Here is a 15,840-nt window from a genome sequence, read left to right as displayed (position 1 = left end):
GGCGTCAGCGCACGCTGTCCCAGCGACGTGGATCACACTCGAGCGCGGCGCGGTCCCAAGGCCCGTTGTCGGCTGCGGCCTCGTAGGTGGTCTGCAGGAACTTTTGCAGAGTCGCATCCGGGTCGGATGCGGTACGGACCGCTTCGTACGGCAACAGGAACTGCCCGAAGTCGGCGCTGTAGAAGGCCTGCTCCGGAAGGACCGGGTGGTCGGCGAAGCCCTCCGGCTCGGGGTAGGCGTACGCGTAGAACGCGCCCTCCTCGCCGCCACCGGGCCAAAATCCGCAGCTCGACAACTCGTGTGAGTAGCCCTCGACCATCACCCAGTTGCCGACGTTGGGGGCGCCGCCGGGATGCTGAGGGGCGGGCTGCCCCGTGAACCTCGTGCAGGCGAGGTCGAACGAACCCCAGAAGAAGTGCACCGGGCTGACCTTGCCGACGAAGTTCGAGCGGAACTCGTGCATAACGCGGTCGGCCTGGATGAGTTGTTTCCAGAACAGGTTCGCGGCGGCGAGATCGTAGGAGGCGTGGACAGTGTCCTCGGCGAACGGGATCGCCGGATCGACCTCGTTGGGTGTCGATTGGATACGGGTATCGATGCCCAGTTCGCGAAGCGCCTGCATCACTCGGTGGTAGAAGTCGGCGACCGGCATCGGTTCGAGCGGGAACTCACGGTGTGCGCCGTTGCTGTCATGGATGGTGAGTTGATGTCCGGACAGGTCGAACTCGATGTCGAAGACCCGGGTGTCGTACGGGATTGCCGACGTTGTCAGTCCCCGAGCGCTCACGTACAAAGGCACCTGCCACCAGTGGTTCACCAGTGGTGCGTGAGCGAGGCGGACCTTCCCCACGATCTGCGTCCACATGTGCAGGGTGTCGCGGGTGGGTTCCCAATCCGCCACTCGCAGTGCGGGCCAGGCTCCCGAATCGGCTGATGCGTTGGTCACGGCGTCTCCCTCCGGAAAACCCCTACGAGGAACTACAGCGCTCCAATTCTAGGGTGCGCGGGCGTCATCCGCCGGAGTGCATGATGTCGGCCCCGACCGGTACGAGGGTGTCCTCGGGGTCGTCGAGCCAACCGTCGGGCAGGGCCACTGCGGCAGGCGAACCCTGCCTTCCGCGGGGGCCTTCTGCATCTGCAGGGAACGGGACCGTCGGGTCGAGTCGGCCGAGTAGATCCTCGAGTTGGGCGAGCGACGAAACCCGAGCCAGACTGTTGCGCAGATCCGACCCGGCTGGAAACCCGCGCAGATACCACGCCATGTGCTTGCGCATCTCACGCATGCCACGGTCCTCGCCGTGGTGGTCGGCCAGCAGCCGACCGTGTCGGCGCATGATCGCGGTGACCTCACCAAGATTTGGCGGGGTTGCCATCTGCTTGCCGTTGAGCACGGCACTGAGTTCGGCGAACAGCCACGGCCGACCCAGGCAGCCGCGGCCGACGACGACGCCGTCGCAGCCAGTCTCGGCCATCATCTTGACGGCGTCCTCGGCAGCGAAGATGTCGCCGTTGCCAAGGACCGGGATGTCGGTGACGTGCTCCTTCAGGCGGGCGATCTCGCTCCAGTCCGCCGTGCCCGAGTAGCGCTGCGCGGCGGTGCGGCCGTGCAGCGCCACAGCAGCGGCACCCTCGGCGGCGGCGATGCGTCCGGCATCGAGGTGGGTGTGGTGCTCGGCGTCGATGCCGATGCGCATCTTCACCGTGACGGGGATATCGGTGCCCTCGGTCGCGCGGACCGCGGCGGCGACGATCTCACCGAACAGGCGGCGCTTGTACGGCAGGGCCGATCCGCCACCCTTGCGGGTGACCTTGGGGACCGGGCAGCCGAAATTCATGTCGATGTGGTCGGCAAGGTCCTCGTCGACGATCATCTTCGCCGCGGCGTACGTGATCTCGGGATCGACCGTGTAGAGCTGCAGTGACCGCGGCGTCTCCGTCGGTCCGAAGGTCGTCATGTGCATCGTCACCGGGTGCCGCTCGACGAGCGCGCGAGCGGTCACCATCTCGCACACGTACAAGCCCGCGGTGCTGCCGGCGCGTTCGAGCTCGAGTTCGCGGCAGAGCGTCCGGAACGCGACGTTCGTGATGCCCGCCATAGGGGCCAACACCACTGGGCTGCCCAGCTCGAGCGAACCGATGCGAAGGGGTGACATGAAGACCTCGGGCAAATTCTTCGAGAGATGACGGTGCCGGCACCGGGAACCGGTACCGGGCACAGAATAGCTGTCTGGCCAGTGGTCGTGGCCTGTCAGGACAACCGCTACCTACTGCGCTACCTACTGAAGGCCTTGCGTCCTGGTCGGTAGGGGCACACAATCGCGCCATGGCCGCGAACATGAGCTCGGCCGAGAAGGCGCACAGACCGGCCTGGGTGAAGAAGGCAATCTGGGCGCTCGCGATTCTTGCCGCACTCATCGTCGCGTACTTCGTGCTCGCCGCCTTCCTCCCTAGGTGGTGGAGCCACCAGGTGGGGTCACTGTCCTCCGGCAGCTTCTCGACAGGCGTCCTGTTGGGTTTGCTGTTCGGGGTGGTCTGCACCGCGCTCTCGTTGTTGCTGTTCTACTTTGCGTGGCGGTCGCGTCGACGTAAACACGCCAGGTTCTGGGTGACCGCGGGTTTGATCCTCGGTGTCGTCGTCGCGCTTCCCAATCTGCTGACGCTCACGGTCGTCCTCGGAGGCAGCAGTGCCGCCCACGCGGGGGAGCGCACCCTGGATGTCGACGCACCCGGTTTCCGTGGGGCGTCACTGTGGGGGGCGATCATCGGTGTACTTGTGTTCCTCGCCGCGGTCTATTTCTTGAGGCGATACCGCATGCGGGGCGAAGAGGTGGCCAAGCTCCGCGGCGACCTGCACCAGCGAGAGCCGCAGTCGCCGGGAGAGTCACCGGGGCCGGAAATCTGACCGGTCCCGAAGTGCCGGGGCTGAGCCGGCAGGTTCAGCGGACCGTCAATTCGCGGAGCAAAGAGCCTCCCACCTGCACTGACGGTCTTCGCTCGGGGCGACTCGCGACGCGACTGGGCCATTGCGCGAACCAATGTGCACTCCGCCCCGTTGTCCGCTAGCATTCGTCCGCACGCCCCTATAGCTCAGTTGGTAGAGCAGCTGACTTTTAATCAGTGGGTCCCAGGTTCGAGCCCTGGTGGGGGCACCTGGAGCGTCCGCCGTGTAAATCCCCTTCGGGTGTGTGCGGACGGTGACGGCTTCCTCAACAACCCCACCCTGATCGGGTTGAGATCTAGCGGTCTCCGCTAGAGAAGCAGGTACTCCAATAGGTAATTGTGACGTTCCCCTCGTCGGCCCGGCGCGGCAGTCTGGACAAGTCCGACCAAGCCGATCTTGGGGAGGGTGAATCAGAATGTTGCGCAGGTCCGGAACTGTCCTAGCTTTGGTCGGTCTGAGGTGGCGCCTCGCCCGGATCGGTCGCGTCCGCCAACCGTCCAACATTTGGGCCCCGGTTCCGCGCCGCTTCGCGGGGCGGTTGTGCGAGTACGACAGCCTCGGTCTCTGACGAATCGGAGCCTGACCTCTCGAGTAGAAGGCTCGGGTGCGCGCCCCCCTGCAGCACGCCCGAGCCGTTGAAAACTATACCACTTGGTGTGTTTCTGTAGCGGTAGTAAGAAGTGGCTAGATCAGGGCCTCTGCGTTTCAAGCGACCGGACAAGGGGACTAGTCTGGTTGTCGGGCGGGAAGCTGACCGAGCGTCGGCGAGTCCTACGGTTTTCGGAGGCGAAGAGCGCAATGGCACGTCAACAGGAGCGTGCGCGACGGACCCGCGCTGCGATCGTCGAAGCTGCAGCAGTCGAGTTCGGTGTGCGCGGATATGCGGCGGCGTCGGTGAATGCGATCCTCGAGGGGTCCCACGCGACCAAGGGTGCGATGTACTTCCACTTCGAGTCGAAGGAGGAACTCGGGCGTGCGGTGCTCGCCGCCGCCCTCGAGAAATACCATCAGATGACGGCCCGGTGGATGGCCCGAGCCGATCTCGATCCCTTCCAGATTCTGCACGGCCTTATCGACAATGTCGCAAGGATGTTCCTGTCCGACCCGATCGTGCGTGCCGAGTTCCGGCTGATCATCGAGCCTGAGTTCTACGCCGACGTGCAGAGCGGTGGTGCCCGGGTATGGGGTGGCTCGGCTCGTGAACTCCTTCAGCGGGCCGATCGTGAAGGTCTCGTCCGGGAGGGTGTCGACGTCGAGAAGTTCACCCGAGTGCTTGCGGCCAGCCTCGCCGGCCAGCGATACCTGTCCGATCTCACGGCTCAACAGGTCGACCTCCGCGCGAGGTTCGAAGAGTCACTCGAGGTGGTTCTCGCGGGTATGGCCTCGGATTCGTGGTTGGAGAAGTGGCGCCGTCAGGGTTGGCCCGTCGAGCTGGATGCGGCTGTGCCCGGCTGAATTGGCGTATATGCGCGCTGATCAGGCGATTTGTGGTTTGTGAAATTGGTGCCCTAAGCTATCCAAGCTCCCAACGGAACGCCGTTGAGGGTACTGGCCGGAGTGATCCGGCGGGCCCCCTTCGTCTAGCGGCCTAGGACGCCGCCCTTTCAAGGCGGTAGCGCGGGTTCGAATCCCGTAGGGGGTACGCATCACTCGTTGATGCGCCATTACAGTTGAATAGCAGTATCAAGCAAGGCCCTGTGGCGCAGTTGGTTAGCGCGCCGCCCTGTCACGGCGGAGGTCGCGGGTTCGAGTCCCGTCAGGGTCGCTTCTCTGTATCGGAAACGGTGCAGCACGAATGGGCATTCGGTTCGGGTGCCGTCCGGCCAGGTAGCTCAGTTGGTACGAGCGTCCGCCTGAAAAGCGGAAGGTCGCCGGTTCGATCCCGGCCCTGGCCACCACTGGAAGTCGATTCGACCTCCGTGAGAGCAGTACATCTTCACATGCAGTATCAAGCAAGGCCCTGTGGCGCAGTTGGTTAGCGCGCCGCCCTGTCACGGCGGAGGTCGCGGGTTCGAGTCCCGTCAGGGTCGCTTCTCTGTATCGGAAACGGTGCAGCACGAATAGGCATTCGGTTCGGGTGCCGTCCGGCCAGGTAGCTCAGTTGGTACGAGCGTCCGCCTGAAAAGCGGAAGGTCGCCGGTTCGATCCCGGCCCTGGCCACCACGGCCCAATCGTTCACACCCGCCGCATGGCCGACCGTCAACCTGGCAAGTGCCGCGAGCCGATCTCGGCACTGGCTGTGTCGCCGTCCCCTATCACGCAGTGAGCGTGCGGCGGCTCTCGAATCGCCTGCGGGTACCAGTGAACGGGTCGTCGAACTCGATACTGCGTGCTACCAGTCGCAGTGGGTTCGAGTAGTCGTCGGGGGCTACGTCGTAGAACGCCGGATAGAAGTTGTCGCCGAGGATCGGGATCCCGATCGAACTCATGTGTAGGCGTAGCTGATGTGTCTTGCCGGTACGTGGAAGGAGTCGGTAGCGCCCGATGCTGCCCCGCGCCTCGATCAGCTCTACACGGCTCTCGGCGTTCGGGGTCCCCGGTACCTCACGTGCCTGTAAGACGCCGCGTTCCTTGACGATTCGACTCCGAACCGTGCGGGGGAGACGAAGCCTCGGATCGAAGGCCGCGAGTGCCTCGTACTCCTTCGTCACCAGGCGCTCGTCGAAGAGTGACTGATAGGCGCGCCGCGCCTGGGTTCTGATCGTGAAGACCAGGACGCCCGCGGTGATCCGGTCCAGCCTGTGCGCGGGGGTCAGTTCCGGTAGGTCGAGGTCACGCCTGAGCCGCACCAGCGCCGACTCTACGACGTACGCGCCGCGCGGCGTGCTCGCGAGGAAGTGCGGCTTGTCCACCACGAGGAGATCGGCGTCGCGGTGCAGGATCTCGATCTCGAAGGGCACGCGGGGTTCCACCGGTGGGTCTCGGTAGAGGTAGAGGAACCCGTTCGGCCGGTACGGTGTGGCCGCGGTGATCGGGGCGCCGCGCTCGTCGACGACCTCGCCCGCCTCGACCTTCTGCAGTACCCGCGTCGTGTCGGACGCGAACCGTTCCAGCAGAAAGGCGAGCATCGTCTCCCATCTGCCCGGGTTCGGCAGGCGCAGTCGTGTCGGGTTGAGGCCGTCACGGACGCGTAGGGGAGCAATGGACACGTCCCGACGGTACCTGTCCGGTCCGCGTCTCTGGAGGTTCCGGGTCTGCACTCCCGCGAAATCGGACCGTTCCGTAGGCTGTGACCATGACTACATGGACGGCGGGGGACATAGTCGATCAGCAGGGCCGGACCTTCGTGGTGACCGGCGCGAACAGCGGTCTCGGAGCCGAAGCCACCAAGGCTCTCGTGAAAGCGGGCGCGAAGGTGATCTTGGCGTGCCGAGACGTCGACAAAGGACGTGCAGTTGCGGAGCCACTCGGCGACCGTGCCGAGGTACGCAAGCTCGATCTTGCGAATCTGGCATCGGTCCGCGAGTTCGCCGGTTCGATCGAGGCGTTCGACGTGCTGGTGAACAACGCAGGAGTCATGGCAGTGCCCCTGTACCGCACTGCTGACGGGTTCGAGATGCAGATCGGCACAAATCATCTGGGTCACTTCGCACTGACGGGTCTGCTGCTGGACAAGGTTCGCGACCGCGTCGTGACGATGTCGAGCGCGATGCACAACATCGGCACCATCGACCTCGACGACCTGAACTGGGAGCGCCGCCCGTACAAACGCTGGCCTGCCTACGGACAGTCGAAACTGGCCAATCTGTTGTTTACCTACGAGTTGCAGCGCCGGCTCGCGACCGCGGGTTCGAAGGTGAAGGCGCTCGCGTCGCATCCGGGGTACGCGGCGACCAATCTGCAGACGCACACGGAGTCGGTCACGGGGCGGATCATGGCCCTGGCCACGCCGATCATCGCGCAGTCGGCAGAGATGGGCACCTTGCCGATGCTGTACGCGGCCACCGTGCCCGACGCGGTCGGTGGCAGCTACCTCGGTCCCTCGTCGCTGTTCGAAACCCGCGGCTACCCGAAGGTCGTGAAATCGAACCGGAAGTCGCACGACGAAACCGTTGCGCGACAACTGTGGTCGCTGTCGGAGCAGCTCACTGGTGTCGACTACAACTTCGGAGAATGACTCCGATGGCGATCGAGCGACTCAACCACGCCGTCCTGTACGTGTCCGACCTGCAGCGCAGCCTGGCCTTCTACCGGGATGTGCTGGGGTTCACCGAGCTACCGGGCGGATTTCCCGGTGGGGTGTTCCTGCAGGCGCCGGACTCGGTAAACGACCACGATCTGGGTTTGTTCCAGAGCCAGAATCCGACCAGCGAGGTGACAGCGGGCAACGTCGGCCTCTACCACGTGGCGTGGGAGATCGACACGCTCGCCGGTCTGGCCGAGATACGGGACCGCCTGCGCGCCGCCGATGCGCTGACCGGGGCGAGCAACCACTCCTCCACCAAGGCGGTGTACGGGCGCGATCCGGACGGGATCGAGTTCGAGGTGTGCTGGCTGGTGCCAGATGAACTCGTGGTCGACGAACTGGTTTCCGCGCAACCGCCCACGCGTCCGCTGGACATCGACGCTGAGATCGCGCGCTATGGTGCCGACACCCACGGGGGACCGCGCACCGACCGTCATCTGTGGGAGCGGGTGCGTAGGGCACGCGCCGGCGGATGACCCGCAGCCGGCTCGAAAGCGGTGGAGGTCCGGTGATCGCGATCCACGACGCCTGAGGTACCGGTCACCGAGGAGCCGGTCAGGCGAGACCGTGCTCGTGCAGCCAGGTACCCGCGACTTCCTCGGGGGTACGGCCGTCGGCGTCGACCGACGCGTTGAGTTGGCGCATCGTCTCGTCGTCGAGTAGCGCGCTCACCGGTGCCATGACCGGCGCGATCTGCGGGTACTCGTCGAGAGTGCTCTCACGCACCGTCAGTGAACCGTTGTAGACGGGGAAGAAGTGGAGGTCGTCGGTCAGTATGGTGAGTCCGAGTGCCGGGATACGACCGTCGGTCGCGAAGACCTCACCGAACGTGCACGGGTTGTTCGTGGCGACGGCATTGTAGATGGCGCCGTCGGCAAGTTCTGCGATGTCGTTGCGGGGCAACGAGAATCCGTACGCTTGCTGCAGTCCCGGCCATCCGTCGTCACGTCCGAGAAACTCTGACGCACCGCAGAACCGCGCGGCGTTCGGATCGGACTTGGCAAGGTTCGCATAGTCGGAGAGCGTCTCGAGCCCCAGGCGCGCCGCGGTTTCGGTCTTGACGGCGACGGCATAGGTATTGTTCGCGGGCATCGGGGGTAGCCAGACGATCTGGTTGCGCTCCAGGTCCTCATCACGAACCTTGGTGTACTGCTCCTCTGGATCCGTGATCACTTCCCGTTCTCCGAGATGGGTGAGCCACCCGGTGCCGGTGTACTCCCAGGACATGTCGACGTTGCCGCTGACCTCGGCGGCGCGGACGGTGTTCGAGCCCGTCATCCCGCAGACGCGATTGACGTTGGCGCCCTGCGATTCGAGGCGCTGAGCCGTGATCTCGCACAGGATGAGCTGTTCGGTGAAGGCCTTCGACGCGACGGTCACCTTGGCGCCGTCGAGTACGCCCCCGCCGCCGCCGGTGCCGTAAACTTCCGCGGGACTGTTGGCGGTCAGGGCACAACCGCTCAGCGTCAGGGACAGGACAACAGCCCCTGCGGACAATGCCTTCGTGAACATGGGTTGTCAGGTCCTTCCTCCTGGATCAGATCCCCTTGGGCCGCAACATTTGCTCGGCGATCGAGGCCGCCCAGTCGACGGTCAAGGCGAGCGCGATGGTCAGCAGGCTTCCGACGACCAGCACGGGTAGCCGGTTGAGGTGGATCCCGGCCGCAATGATCGAGCCGAGTCCGCCCGCATTGGTGTAGGTGGCGAGGGTGGCGACACCGACATTGAGGATGAGCGCTACCCGGATACCGGCGAGCATCACGGGCGTCGCCAGGGGGAGTTCGATCCCGCGGAGGATCTCCCACGAGTTCATCCCCATCCCGCGCCCCGCGTCCACGATCGCCGGGTCGACCTGGCGGATTCCGACCATCGTGTTACGGAGCACCGGCAGCAACGCGTAGACGACGAGCGCGACGACGGCCATCTTGAAGCCGACGCCGAATACGATGGCCAGGAGCACCAGCAGTCCGATCGACGGAATCGCCTGGCCGGCGCTGGCGACGGCCAGGATCGGGGCGCTCAGATGGCGGGCGCTGCGCCGCGTCAACATCACTCCGAGAGGTACGCCGATGGCGATCGTCAAGAAGGTCGAGACTGCGACCAGTTGAATGTGCTGACGCAGATCGAGCAGGATCCGCGACAGCTCGAGGCTGCGGGCCTCGCTCGAGTCCAGGTCGGCCACCTGGGTGTAGATCAACGTCCCAGCGACCAGCGTGACGATGAGGATGGGCATGATCCACCGTGATGCGGACCTGCGCGGCCGGGTCGAATAGTCGAGGGCGTTCAGGCTCATCGCGGGTCGCCGGGGGTGTTGGATGCCGTCATCAGAAGGTCCTGCAGTGCAATGAACTTCGTCGATCCCGCTGGTTCGGTGGAAGAGCCGTCGACCACGAGATCAGGGACGACGCACACGCCGTCGGCGCGAGCGGACAGCACTAGTTCGAGCGCTTGGTGGACGGTGCTTTTCAGCGTCACCTGGACGGCGTCGTGCAACGGAATCGAGTGGTCGTCGTCGACGGTTCCGGCGAGGACGTCACCGACGGTCAACAACGACAGGCGGCGAACCGAGGCGCCGGCGCCGACGAAGTCGCGAACGAAGTCGTCGGCCGGGTTCGTGAGGACGTTGAGTGGTGTGTCGAACTGCGCCAGGCGAGATCCGACATCGAAAATCGCAATGCGGTCACCCAGGCGCAGTGCCTCGTCGATGTCGTGGGTGACGAAGACGATGGTCTTGCGGATCTTCTCCTGCAGCTTCAGGAACTCGACCTGCAGCTTCTCGCGAGCGATCGGGTCGACGGCGCCGAACGGCTCGTCCATCAACATGATCGGCGGATCGGCCGCGAGTGCTCGGGCCACGCCCGCGCGCTGCTGCTGTCCGCCCGACAACTGCCGCGGGTATCGGGTCGCGTAGGTCTTGGGGTCTAGTCCGACGAGATCAAGCAGATCCGCTGCACGGCTGCGCCTTTCGGTTTTCGGGATACCTAGCAGCTTGGGGACGAGCCCGATGTTGTCGGCGATCGTCAGGTGTGGGAGCAGTCCGATCTGTTGGATCACGTAGCCGATTCCCCGCCGTAGCTCGTTGACGTCGGCGTGAGTCACGTTCTGGCCGTTGATCCAGATATCACCGGAGGTCGGCTCGACGAGACGGTTGATCATCCGCAGCGTGGTCGTCTTCCCGCAGCCGGATGGGCCCACGAAAACCACGAACTCGCCGTTCTCGATCTCCATCGTCAGTGGGGAGACCGCGGGGCGGTCCTGTCCCGGGTACTGCTTGGTCACCTGATCGAGATGGATCATGGTGTCGGCTCCGGCGAAGGTGTGCTCAGACATTGATACCTCGGGGCGTCGTCAGCTTGGAGATGGCGAGAAAGACGAGATCGAGGACGAGCGCCACGAGCGCGATGGCCAGCACTCCGGCTAGCGCCTCGTTGAGGGCGTTCGCGCCACCCATGCGGGACAGCCCCCGGAAGATGAGCTCGCCGAGCCCAGGGCCTCGCACGGCCGCTCCGATGGCGGCGGTGGCCACCAGCATGATGGTGGCGGTACGGATGCCGTTGAGGATCACGGGCCAGGCCAGGGGAACGATTACCGTGAGCATCCGCCGTCTCCCGTCCATGCCGAGCCCGCGGGCGGAGTCGACGACGGCGGGGTCCACGCTCTCGATACCGGTGATCGTGTTGCGCAGGATTGGGAACATCCCGAACATCACCAGCGCCGCGATCGTGGGTGCGATGCCCAACCCGAGCACCGGGATCATGAGCGCGAACAGAGCGAAGGATGGGATCGTCAGCATCGTGGCCGTGGTCGAGAGCATGACGTTCCGGACGACGGGCCAGCGTTCGCCGATGAACGCGAGGGGGATAGCGATCGCTGCCGAGATGGCGACGCTGAGCAGCACCAACTCGATGTGCTGCTGAGTCAGGAACGCCAGGCGTAGAGCGTTGTCGGAGATGTACTCGAACAGACTCATCTCACCGCTCGCCAGCGAGGGAACCGACGTCGACGCCGGTTATGGGAGTCCTGACGGAAGGCGGCCGCCGAACGGAAGCCGAAGAGATTCGCATGATCATGTCTCCTCGTGGTCCGATGATGGAACGCAAAGCTGGTTCAGGCTCGCTGGTGTCGCAGGCGTACTCGGGTGAACTTCGCGCGGGCTGTGCTCACGTGCCGTGCGAACGCTGGAATGTTGTCCTATCGCGGTCGGCCGCTCGTGCGATCCCCGAAACAGGCACGCCGTGCGGTTCGGTGATCGACACGTCGACCGCCAGCGCCTCGAAGGCAGCGATGATCTTCGCTGCTCCTGCCCGGCGCCGGTCCGGTAATCATGTGATGAGGCTAACTTTCGTGTGTAAACAAAGGCCATGATGTGATGCAAAGAGTGCAACAGTTGGGATACGGGTGATTTACAACGCCTAGACCTTCTGTCCCTTCTGTCGGATCTGTCCGCCGAGGACACCCATGCGCGGCGCAGAAACCGGTACACCGGTAAATGTGCCAGTTGCCGGCCACGGCGGTCGGCGAGATCTGCGAGTTGGTGCGAGCAGCACAAACCGTCCGCACGGACGATGCTGTCGCCGACGACCGGGGCCACAGCGGGGAGGGTGTTGGTCACCTACGGCAACGGAAGGGGCGCTGTGTCCGGGCTCCGCCCCGACGATAGGTCTCCCGGCAGACACATACTCACTTGGTATCCGGAGCGGCCGAACTCGGTGCGTACCCTCGGGGCGAACCGGGGAGTGGTGGAGTGGGTCGCGCGGGTAGGTGCGTCTCACGTGACCCACTCGGTCGGTGGGGTCAGCCCGCCGTGGGCGGCTGAGGCTGCAGAGCGTTCGTCAGGAACTTGTCGAGGGTATCGACGATCCGCTTGAACGTCGGATGGTCGTCGAACATGAACTCGGTGTGGCCGTGACCTTCGAGGAACACCAGTTGCTTCGGCTCGTTCGCATGGTCGAACATCGACTGTGCTTCCTCCGGGCGGTGCAGCTCGTTCTGATCGCCGTGGATGATGAGGATCGGGCGCGGTGCGATTCGGCCGACGACCCGCTCGGGGCTGAACCGCAGCAGCATGTCCGCCGATTCGAGGCTCACACCGGAACCGAACCCGGGCGCCTTGTACAACTCGTCGCCGACGTATGTGTCGGTCTGACCGTCGAGATCGAGGCGGACGATGTCCCAAGGTGAAGTGATCTCGGAGCGTCCGTACTCGGCGCGGCGCCCGCGATCGGCGTCGATCCGCTCGAGCAGTCTGTTCCAGGATTCCTCGTCGTGCATATTGCGGGTGGAACGAGTGCCGTCGGCGACCCCGTTGAGGCAGGCCACTGCATGCACGCGAGGATCCTCAGCTGCCTCGGCGACGACGACGCCGCCGCCGAGTCCCCAGCCGACCAGCGCGATGCGGTCTGCGTCGAGTTCTTTCACAGCGGCGACGCGGTCGACCGCAGCGCGTACGTCCTCGGCCCAGTCTTGCGGTGGCAAACGCCCACGTTCTCCCTCGGACTGGCCGAAGCCGCGGTAATCGAAGGCCAGCACGGCGTAGCCGAGGGGAGTGAGGGCGCGGGCGAAGCGTTCGGGATGGATGACCTTGAGCCCCTGGTATCCGGACGCAGCGACCACCACCGGGTACGGGGCGCCCGCGCCGTCGTCGTCGGGCAGGTGCAGGTCGGCGTCGAGGCGGCTTCCGCTGCTGAAGAAGGGTAGGGGCCGGATGATCATGTGAGTCTTCTCCTGATTCGGCGACGCTCGAGGGGATGTAAGGGTGTCGTCGGTGCGAACCCGGTGTTCCGATGAGGCCGCGATCGTGTTCGTCACTCATCGTGGGGGGCGCGTTGCCTCTCGGACAATCATCGTTGCTGTATACGCAACTCGGATATACGTGCTGAGCGTTGCTGACTCAGCAACGAGCATTGTGTATAGCCCTCGGCGATGCCATACATGGGTGCCAATACGACAAGTGAGGAGGTTGATTTCGTGAGGATCGCATTGGCGCAGGTGGACTGTAGGGGGGACATCGAGAAGAACTTGGCCCTCGCACGAAGTACTGTCGCGGAGGCTACGGCCGCCGGCGCCGATCTGGTCGTCTTCCCAGAGTTGTCGCTGCACGGCAATCCGCTAGCGCAGGCCGCCGAGCGCGCGGTTTCTTCCTCCGACTCGCGAATCGCTGAGCTTTCGTCCGGTGCGGTGGACGTGGTAGCCGGGTTCTACGAGGACGGAGGCGTCCGCACCTACAATTCGGCTGGATACTTCTCAGGTGGCCGAACGCATTTCGTCCACCGCAAGTTGTATCTGCCGAACTATGCGGTGTGGGAGGAGCGCAAGGGCAGCAGTCCCGGCCAGGGCATGCGAGCCTTCGACACCCGCTTCGGCCGTATAGCGACACTCATCTGCAATGACGCGTGGCAGCCCGCCCTACCGTGGCTGGCAGCGCAGGATGGCGCCGAGGTGCTGCTCGTGCCCACCAACAGTGCCGCCGTCCTCGGCTCCGATTCGCACGACATCATCGAATACTGGTGTCGGTTGATGGCCTTCATTGCGCGGATGCAGCAATGCTGGGTCGTGTTCGTCAATCGGGTAGGTGACGAGCACGGCGCCACCTTCTGGGGCGGATCTCGAGTGATCGACCCTGATGGGCGAACTGTCGCGGAGGCTCCACTGTGGGAACCGAACCTACTAGTGAGGGAAATCGAGGTGCCGGTTGCGCGGCGCCGTCGGCAGGAGGTGCCGTTGATCGCCGAGGCACGCCTCGGCCTCATCGAACACGAGGTGCAACGGTTGATCCGCGAGGCTGGTGACGCTCTGAGCGGCGTCGCGCCTCGTTTCCCGATCGAGCTTTCGCGAACTCACGCGACCAACATCAATGTTTGATTCAGATGTTTGATCTGCACGTTCACGCCGCCCCTGATGTCTGGGAGCGCAGTGGTGACGACGCCCAGATTCTTCGTTGGTACGCCGATGCCGGGTTCTCCGGCTGCGTTCTGAAGGGGCACTACGACGGCACCGCCGGCCGTGCGCAGGCCGCCAACGCCGGACTCGGACTGAAAGTCTACGGCGGTCAGGCGCTCAACCATCACGTCGGTGGAATCAACCCGGCGGCGGTCGCAGCGGCCTTGATGATGGGGGCGCGGGTGATCTGGATGCCCACCGCGGACGCCCATACGCAGCATGCCGCCGGGTTGCCGCGGCTGTGTTGCGCCCGCACTGGCCTCGACGCGACGACCTACGCGATTCCACCGGTGGACGATTCTGTCGAGAAGCGGGTGCTCCAGGTGCTCGATCTGATCGCCGAGGCAGATGCCGTGTTGGCGACCGGACATCTCAGCACAGAGGAGGTCGCGTGGTTGATCCCGGCAGCCCGGGCCGCGGGGGTGCGGCGTCTGCTGTTGACGCACCCGTCGTACACAGTCCCGGCGATGAGTGCCCACGAGGCTGTGGCGTTCACCGAGCACGGGGCCTTCGCCGAGATCACCGCTTTCCAGCTACTCCATCAGCGGGGCATGGACGCCGCCCGACTGGCGGCGCTGGTGCGCACGGTCGGGTACGACCGAACCATCCTGTCCTCCGACGCGGGGCAACCGGACAGTCCCCCGCCGCCGGAGGCATTGCTCATGCTGATCGAAGCGCTCGCCGCGGAGGGGCTCGACCGTAGCGCCTTGATCGGCTGCGCGTCGGACATCCCGGAGGCGCTGGTCACGCCCTGACATGCGACCTCTGCCTTCTCGAAAGCGTTGCACTATCTGCAACAGAAGTTGTTCCTGTTGCCACGGTGTCGCATAGTGGCGACCATGGCAAGTGAAGCGTCGACGAGTGTGCAGCGAGCGCTCGACATCCTGATCGCTCTGGGAGCGGCAGGTAGCCAGGGTGACAGCCTGAGGGTCGGGGAGGTCGCGCGGGCGGTGGGGCGAGAAAAGAGCCAGGTGTCGAGGTCGCTGAAGACCCTCGCTGAGGCCGGATTCGTCGATCGGGACCCGGAGACGCTCGCGTATCGGCTCGGTTGGCGGCTGTTCACGCTCGCCGAGTCGGCCGGCAACCACCGGCTGGTCAACATCGCCGCCCCCATCCTGCGCCAGTTGGTGTCGAGGATCGGCGAACGGGCGCACCTTTCGGTGCTGCAGGGCGACCACGTACTGACCGTGTTGTCGGAGGATGGGCCCTCGATGATCCAGGTGATCGGTTGGGTGGGGCGATCGTCTCCGGTGCACTCGACCTCCGCGGGGCACGCCCTGCTGATGGGCCACTCGGACGCCGCGGTCCGACAACTGCTGCAAGACGCGCGGTTCGAGCCGACAGGACCGGCGTCCCCCCGAAACATCGACGAGATGCTCGCCCGTCTCGCTCGCGCCAGAAGGCAGGGTTATGCGTGGTCGGAAGAGGAGTTCGAGGCCGGTCTGGTGGCGGCCGCGGCGCCGGTCGTCGACTCGCGGGGCCGTGTCGTTGCGGCGGTTAACGTCTCCGCTCCCAAGTTCCGGCTCGGGCGCGGTCGAGACAAGGTGGGTCGCGAGGTGCGCGCCGCCGCCGACACCATCTCCCAGCTGCTGCAAGAAGCCGGGGAAGGCACGGTTGCCTGAGCCTTGGGATCTGCGTACCGACCGCCATCTGTGGGAGCGGATGCGCTGCGCGTGCTCGCGGTTGACGGGTGGTGCGCCGGTTGTGGTGGCTCTCACACCTTTTCGAACGGGGAATTGAATTTCCGTGATGCATGTTCCATGAGTCAATCAGA

At 65.0% G+C, this 15,840-nt stretch carries 15 protein-coding genes and 6 tRNA genes; 13 read left to right on the top strand and 8 right to left on the bottom strand.

Annotation, left to right across the window (positions count from 1 at the left end; all coding sequences use genetic code 11):
* Positions 1 to 4 precede the first annotated feature (4 nt).
* Together EF834_RS03310 and dusB are read right to left on the bottom strand one after the other, a co-directional pair.
* The gene (locus EF834_RS03310) at positions 5 to 946 is read right to left on the bottom strand and encodes a DUF5996 family protein (RefSeq protein ID WP_127945729.1); all 942 of its coding nucleotides are present in this window, start codon (positions 944 to 946) and stop codon (positions 5 to 7) included.
* 64 nt (positions 947 to 1,010) lie between these two features.
* Positions 1,011 to 2,153, bottom strand: a complete 1,143-nt coding sequence (gene dusB / locus EF834_RS03305) for a tRNA dihydrouridine synthase DusB (RefSeq protein ID WP_127945727.1) — start codon at positions 2,151 to 2,153, stop codon at positions 1,011 to 1,013.
* A 170-nt stretch (positions 2,154 to 2,323) separates the two neighbouring features.
* On the opposite strand from dusB, the gene EF834_RS03300 reads away from it, so the two are divergent.
* From EF834_RS03300 to EF834_RS03265, 8 genes are all read left to right on the top strand, one after another.
* Positions 2,324 to 2,902 carry a hypothetical protein gene (locus tag EF834_RS03300; protein WP_127945725.1) on the top strand — a complete coding sequence of 193 codons (579 nt, stop codon included), beginning with the start codon at positions 2,324 to 2,326 and terminating at the stop codon, positions 2,900 to 2,902.
* Between the two features lie 174 nt (positions 2,903 to 3,076).
* A tRNA-Lys gene (locus EF834_RS03295) sits at positions 3,077 to 3,149 on the top strand.
* Positions 3,150 to 3,739: 590 nt separating this feature from the next.
* The gene (locus EF834_RS03290; RefSeq protein WP_127945723.1) at positions 3,740 to 4,396 is read left to right on the top strand and encodes a TetR/AcrR family transcriptional regulator; all 657 of its coding nucleotides are present in this window, start codon (positions 3,740 to 3,742) and stop codon (positions 4,394 to 4,396) included.
* A 114-nt stretch (positions 4,397 to 4,510) separates the two neighbouring features.
* Positions 4,511 to 4,583 (top strand) — tRNA-Glu (locus tag EF834_RS03285).
* A 49-nt stretch (positions 4,584 to 4,632) separates the two neighbouring features.
* A tRNA-Asp gene (locus EF834_RS03280) sits at positions 4,633 to 4,706 on the top strand.
* Positions 4,707 to 4,762: 56 nt separating this feature from the next.
* Positions 4,763 to 4,839, top strand: a tRNA-Phe gene (locus EF834_RS03275).
* A 58-nt stretch (positions 4,840 to 4,897) separates the two neighbouring features.
* Positions 4,898 to 4,971: transfer RNA gene (locus EF834_RS03270), tRNA-Asp, on the top strand.
* Positions 4,972 to 5,027: 56 nt separating this feature from the next.
* Positions 5,028 to 5,104: transfer RNA gene (locus EF834_RS03265), tRNA-Phe, on the top strand.
* A gap of 92 nt (positions 5,105 to 5,196) precedes the next feature.
* On the opposite strand, the gene EF834_RS03260 is transcribed toward EF834_RS03265, so the two are convergent.
* Complete coding sequence (locus tag EF834_RS03260) at positions 5,197 to 6,090, bottom strand: pseudouridine synthase (RefSeq protein ID WP_127945721.1); 894 nt, start codon at positions 6,088 to 6,090, stop codon at positions 5,197 to 5,199.
* Positions 6,091 to 6,176: 86 nt separating this feature from the next.
* On the opposite strand from EF834_RS03260, the gene EF834_RS03255 reads away from it, so the two are divergent.
* Positions 6,177 to 7,058 (top strand): oxidoreductase, encoded by an 882-nt coding sequence (locus EF834_RS03255; protein ID WP_127945719.1) that lies wholly within the window; start codon positions 6,177 to 6,179, stop codon positions 7,056 to 7,058.
* A gap of 5 nt (positions 7,059 to 7,063) precedes the next feature.
* Positions 7,064 to 7,603, top strand: coding sequence for a VOC family protein (locus EF834_RS03250; RefSeq protein WP_127945717.1), 540 nt, complete (start codon positions 7,064 to 7,066; stop codon positions 7,601 to 7,603).
* Positions 7,604 to 7,682: 79 nt separating this feature from the next.
* Here the strand turns inward: EF834_RS03250 and EF834_RS03245 are convergent, their stop codons facing one another.
* From EF834_RS03245 to EF834_RS03225, 5 genes are all read right to left on the bottom strand, one after another.
* The gene (locus tag EF834_RS03245) at positions 7,683 to 8,639 is read right to left on the bottom strand and encodes a glycine betaine ABC transporter substrate-binding protein (RefSeq protein WP_127945715.1); all 957 of its coding nucleotides are present in this window, start codon (positions 8,637 to 8,639) and stop codon (positions 7,683 to 7,685) included.
* A gap of 25 nt (positions 8,640 to 8,664) precedes the next feature.
* Complete coding sequence (locus tag EF834_RS03240; protein ID WP_164874050.1) at positions 8,665 to 9,360, bottom strand: ABC transporter permease; 696 nt, start codon at positions 9,358 to 9,360, stop codon at positions 8,665 to 8,667.
* Between the two features lie 56 nt (positions 9,361 to 9,416).
* The gene (locus EF834_RS03235; RefSeq protein WP_127945711.1) at positions 9,417 to 10,457 is read right to left on the bottom strand and encodes an ABC transporter ATP-binding protein; all 1,041 of its coding nucleotides are present in this window, start codon (positions 10,455 to 10,457) and stop codon (positions 9,417 to 9,419) included.
* Positions 10,450 to 11,097: an ABC transporter permease gene (locus EF834_RS03230; RefSeq protein ID WP_127945709.1), complete on the bottom strand. Its 648-nt coding sequence runs from the start codon at positions 11,095 to 11,097 to the stop codon at positions 10,450 to 10,452. Before EF834_RS03230 ends, EF834_RS03235 begins: the two co-directional genes overlap by 8 nt.
* Before the next feature lie 824 nt (positions 11,098 to 11,921).
* Positions 11,922 to 12,935: an alpha/beta hydrolase gene (locus EF834_RS03225; RefSeq protein WP_268960901.1), complete on the bottom strand. Its 1,014-nt coding sequence runs from the start codon at positions 12,933 to 12,935 to the stop codon at positions 11,922 to 11,924.
* Positions 12,936 to 13,094: 159 nt separating this feature from the next.
* Between EF834_RS03225 and EF834_RS03220 the strand changes: the two genes are divergently transcribed.
* From EF834_RS03220 to EF834_RS03210, 3 genes are all read left to right on the top strand, one after another.
* On the top strand, positions 13,095 to 13,988 hold the full coding sequence (locus EF834_RS03220; protein WP_127945705.1) for a nitrilase-related carbon-nitrogen hydrolase: 894 nt from the start codon (positions 13,095 to 13,097) through the stop codon (positions 13,986 to 13,988).
* 5 nt (positions 13,989 to 13,993) lie between these two features.
* On the top strand, positions 13,994 to 14,821 hold the full coding sequence (locus tag EF834_RS03215) for a DUF6282 family protein (protein WP_127945702.1): 828 nt from the start codon (positions 13,994 to 13,996) through the stop codon (positions 14,819 to 14,821).
* An 84-nt stretch (positions 14,822 to 14,905) separates the two neighbouring features.
* On the top strand, positions 14,906 to 15,688 hold the full coding sequence (locus tag EF834_RS03210; RefSeq protein ID WP_127945700.1) for an IclR family transcriptional regulator: 783 nt from the start codon (positions 14,906 to 14,908) through the stop codon (positions 15,686 to 15,688).
* Positions 15,689 to 15,840 lie beyond the last annotated feature (152 nt).

Source organism: Rhodococcus spongiicola (assembly GCF_004011835.1).
GTDB lineage: Bacteria > Actinomycetota > Actinomycetes > Mycobacteriales > Mycobacteriaceae > Prescottella > Prescottella spongiicola.
Note: the sequence above shows the minus strand (reverse complement) of the source record. Positions and strands in the feature narration are given on the sequence as shown.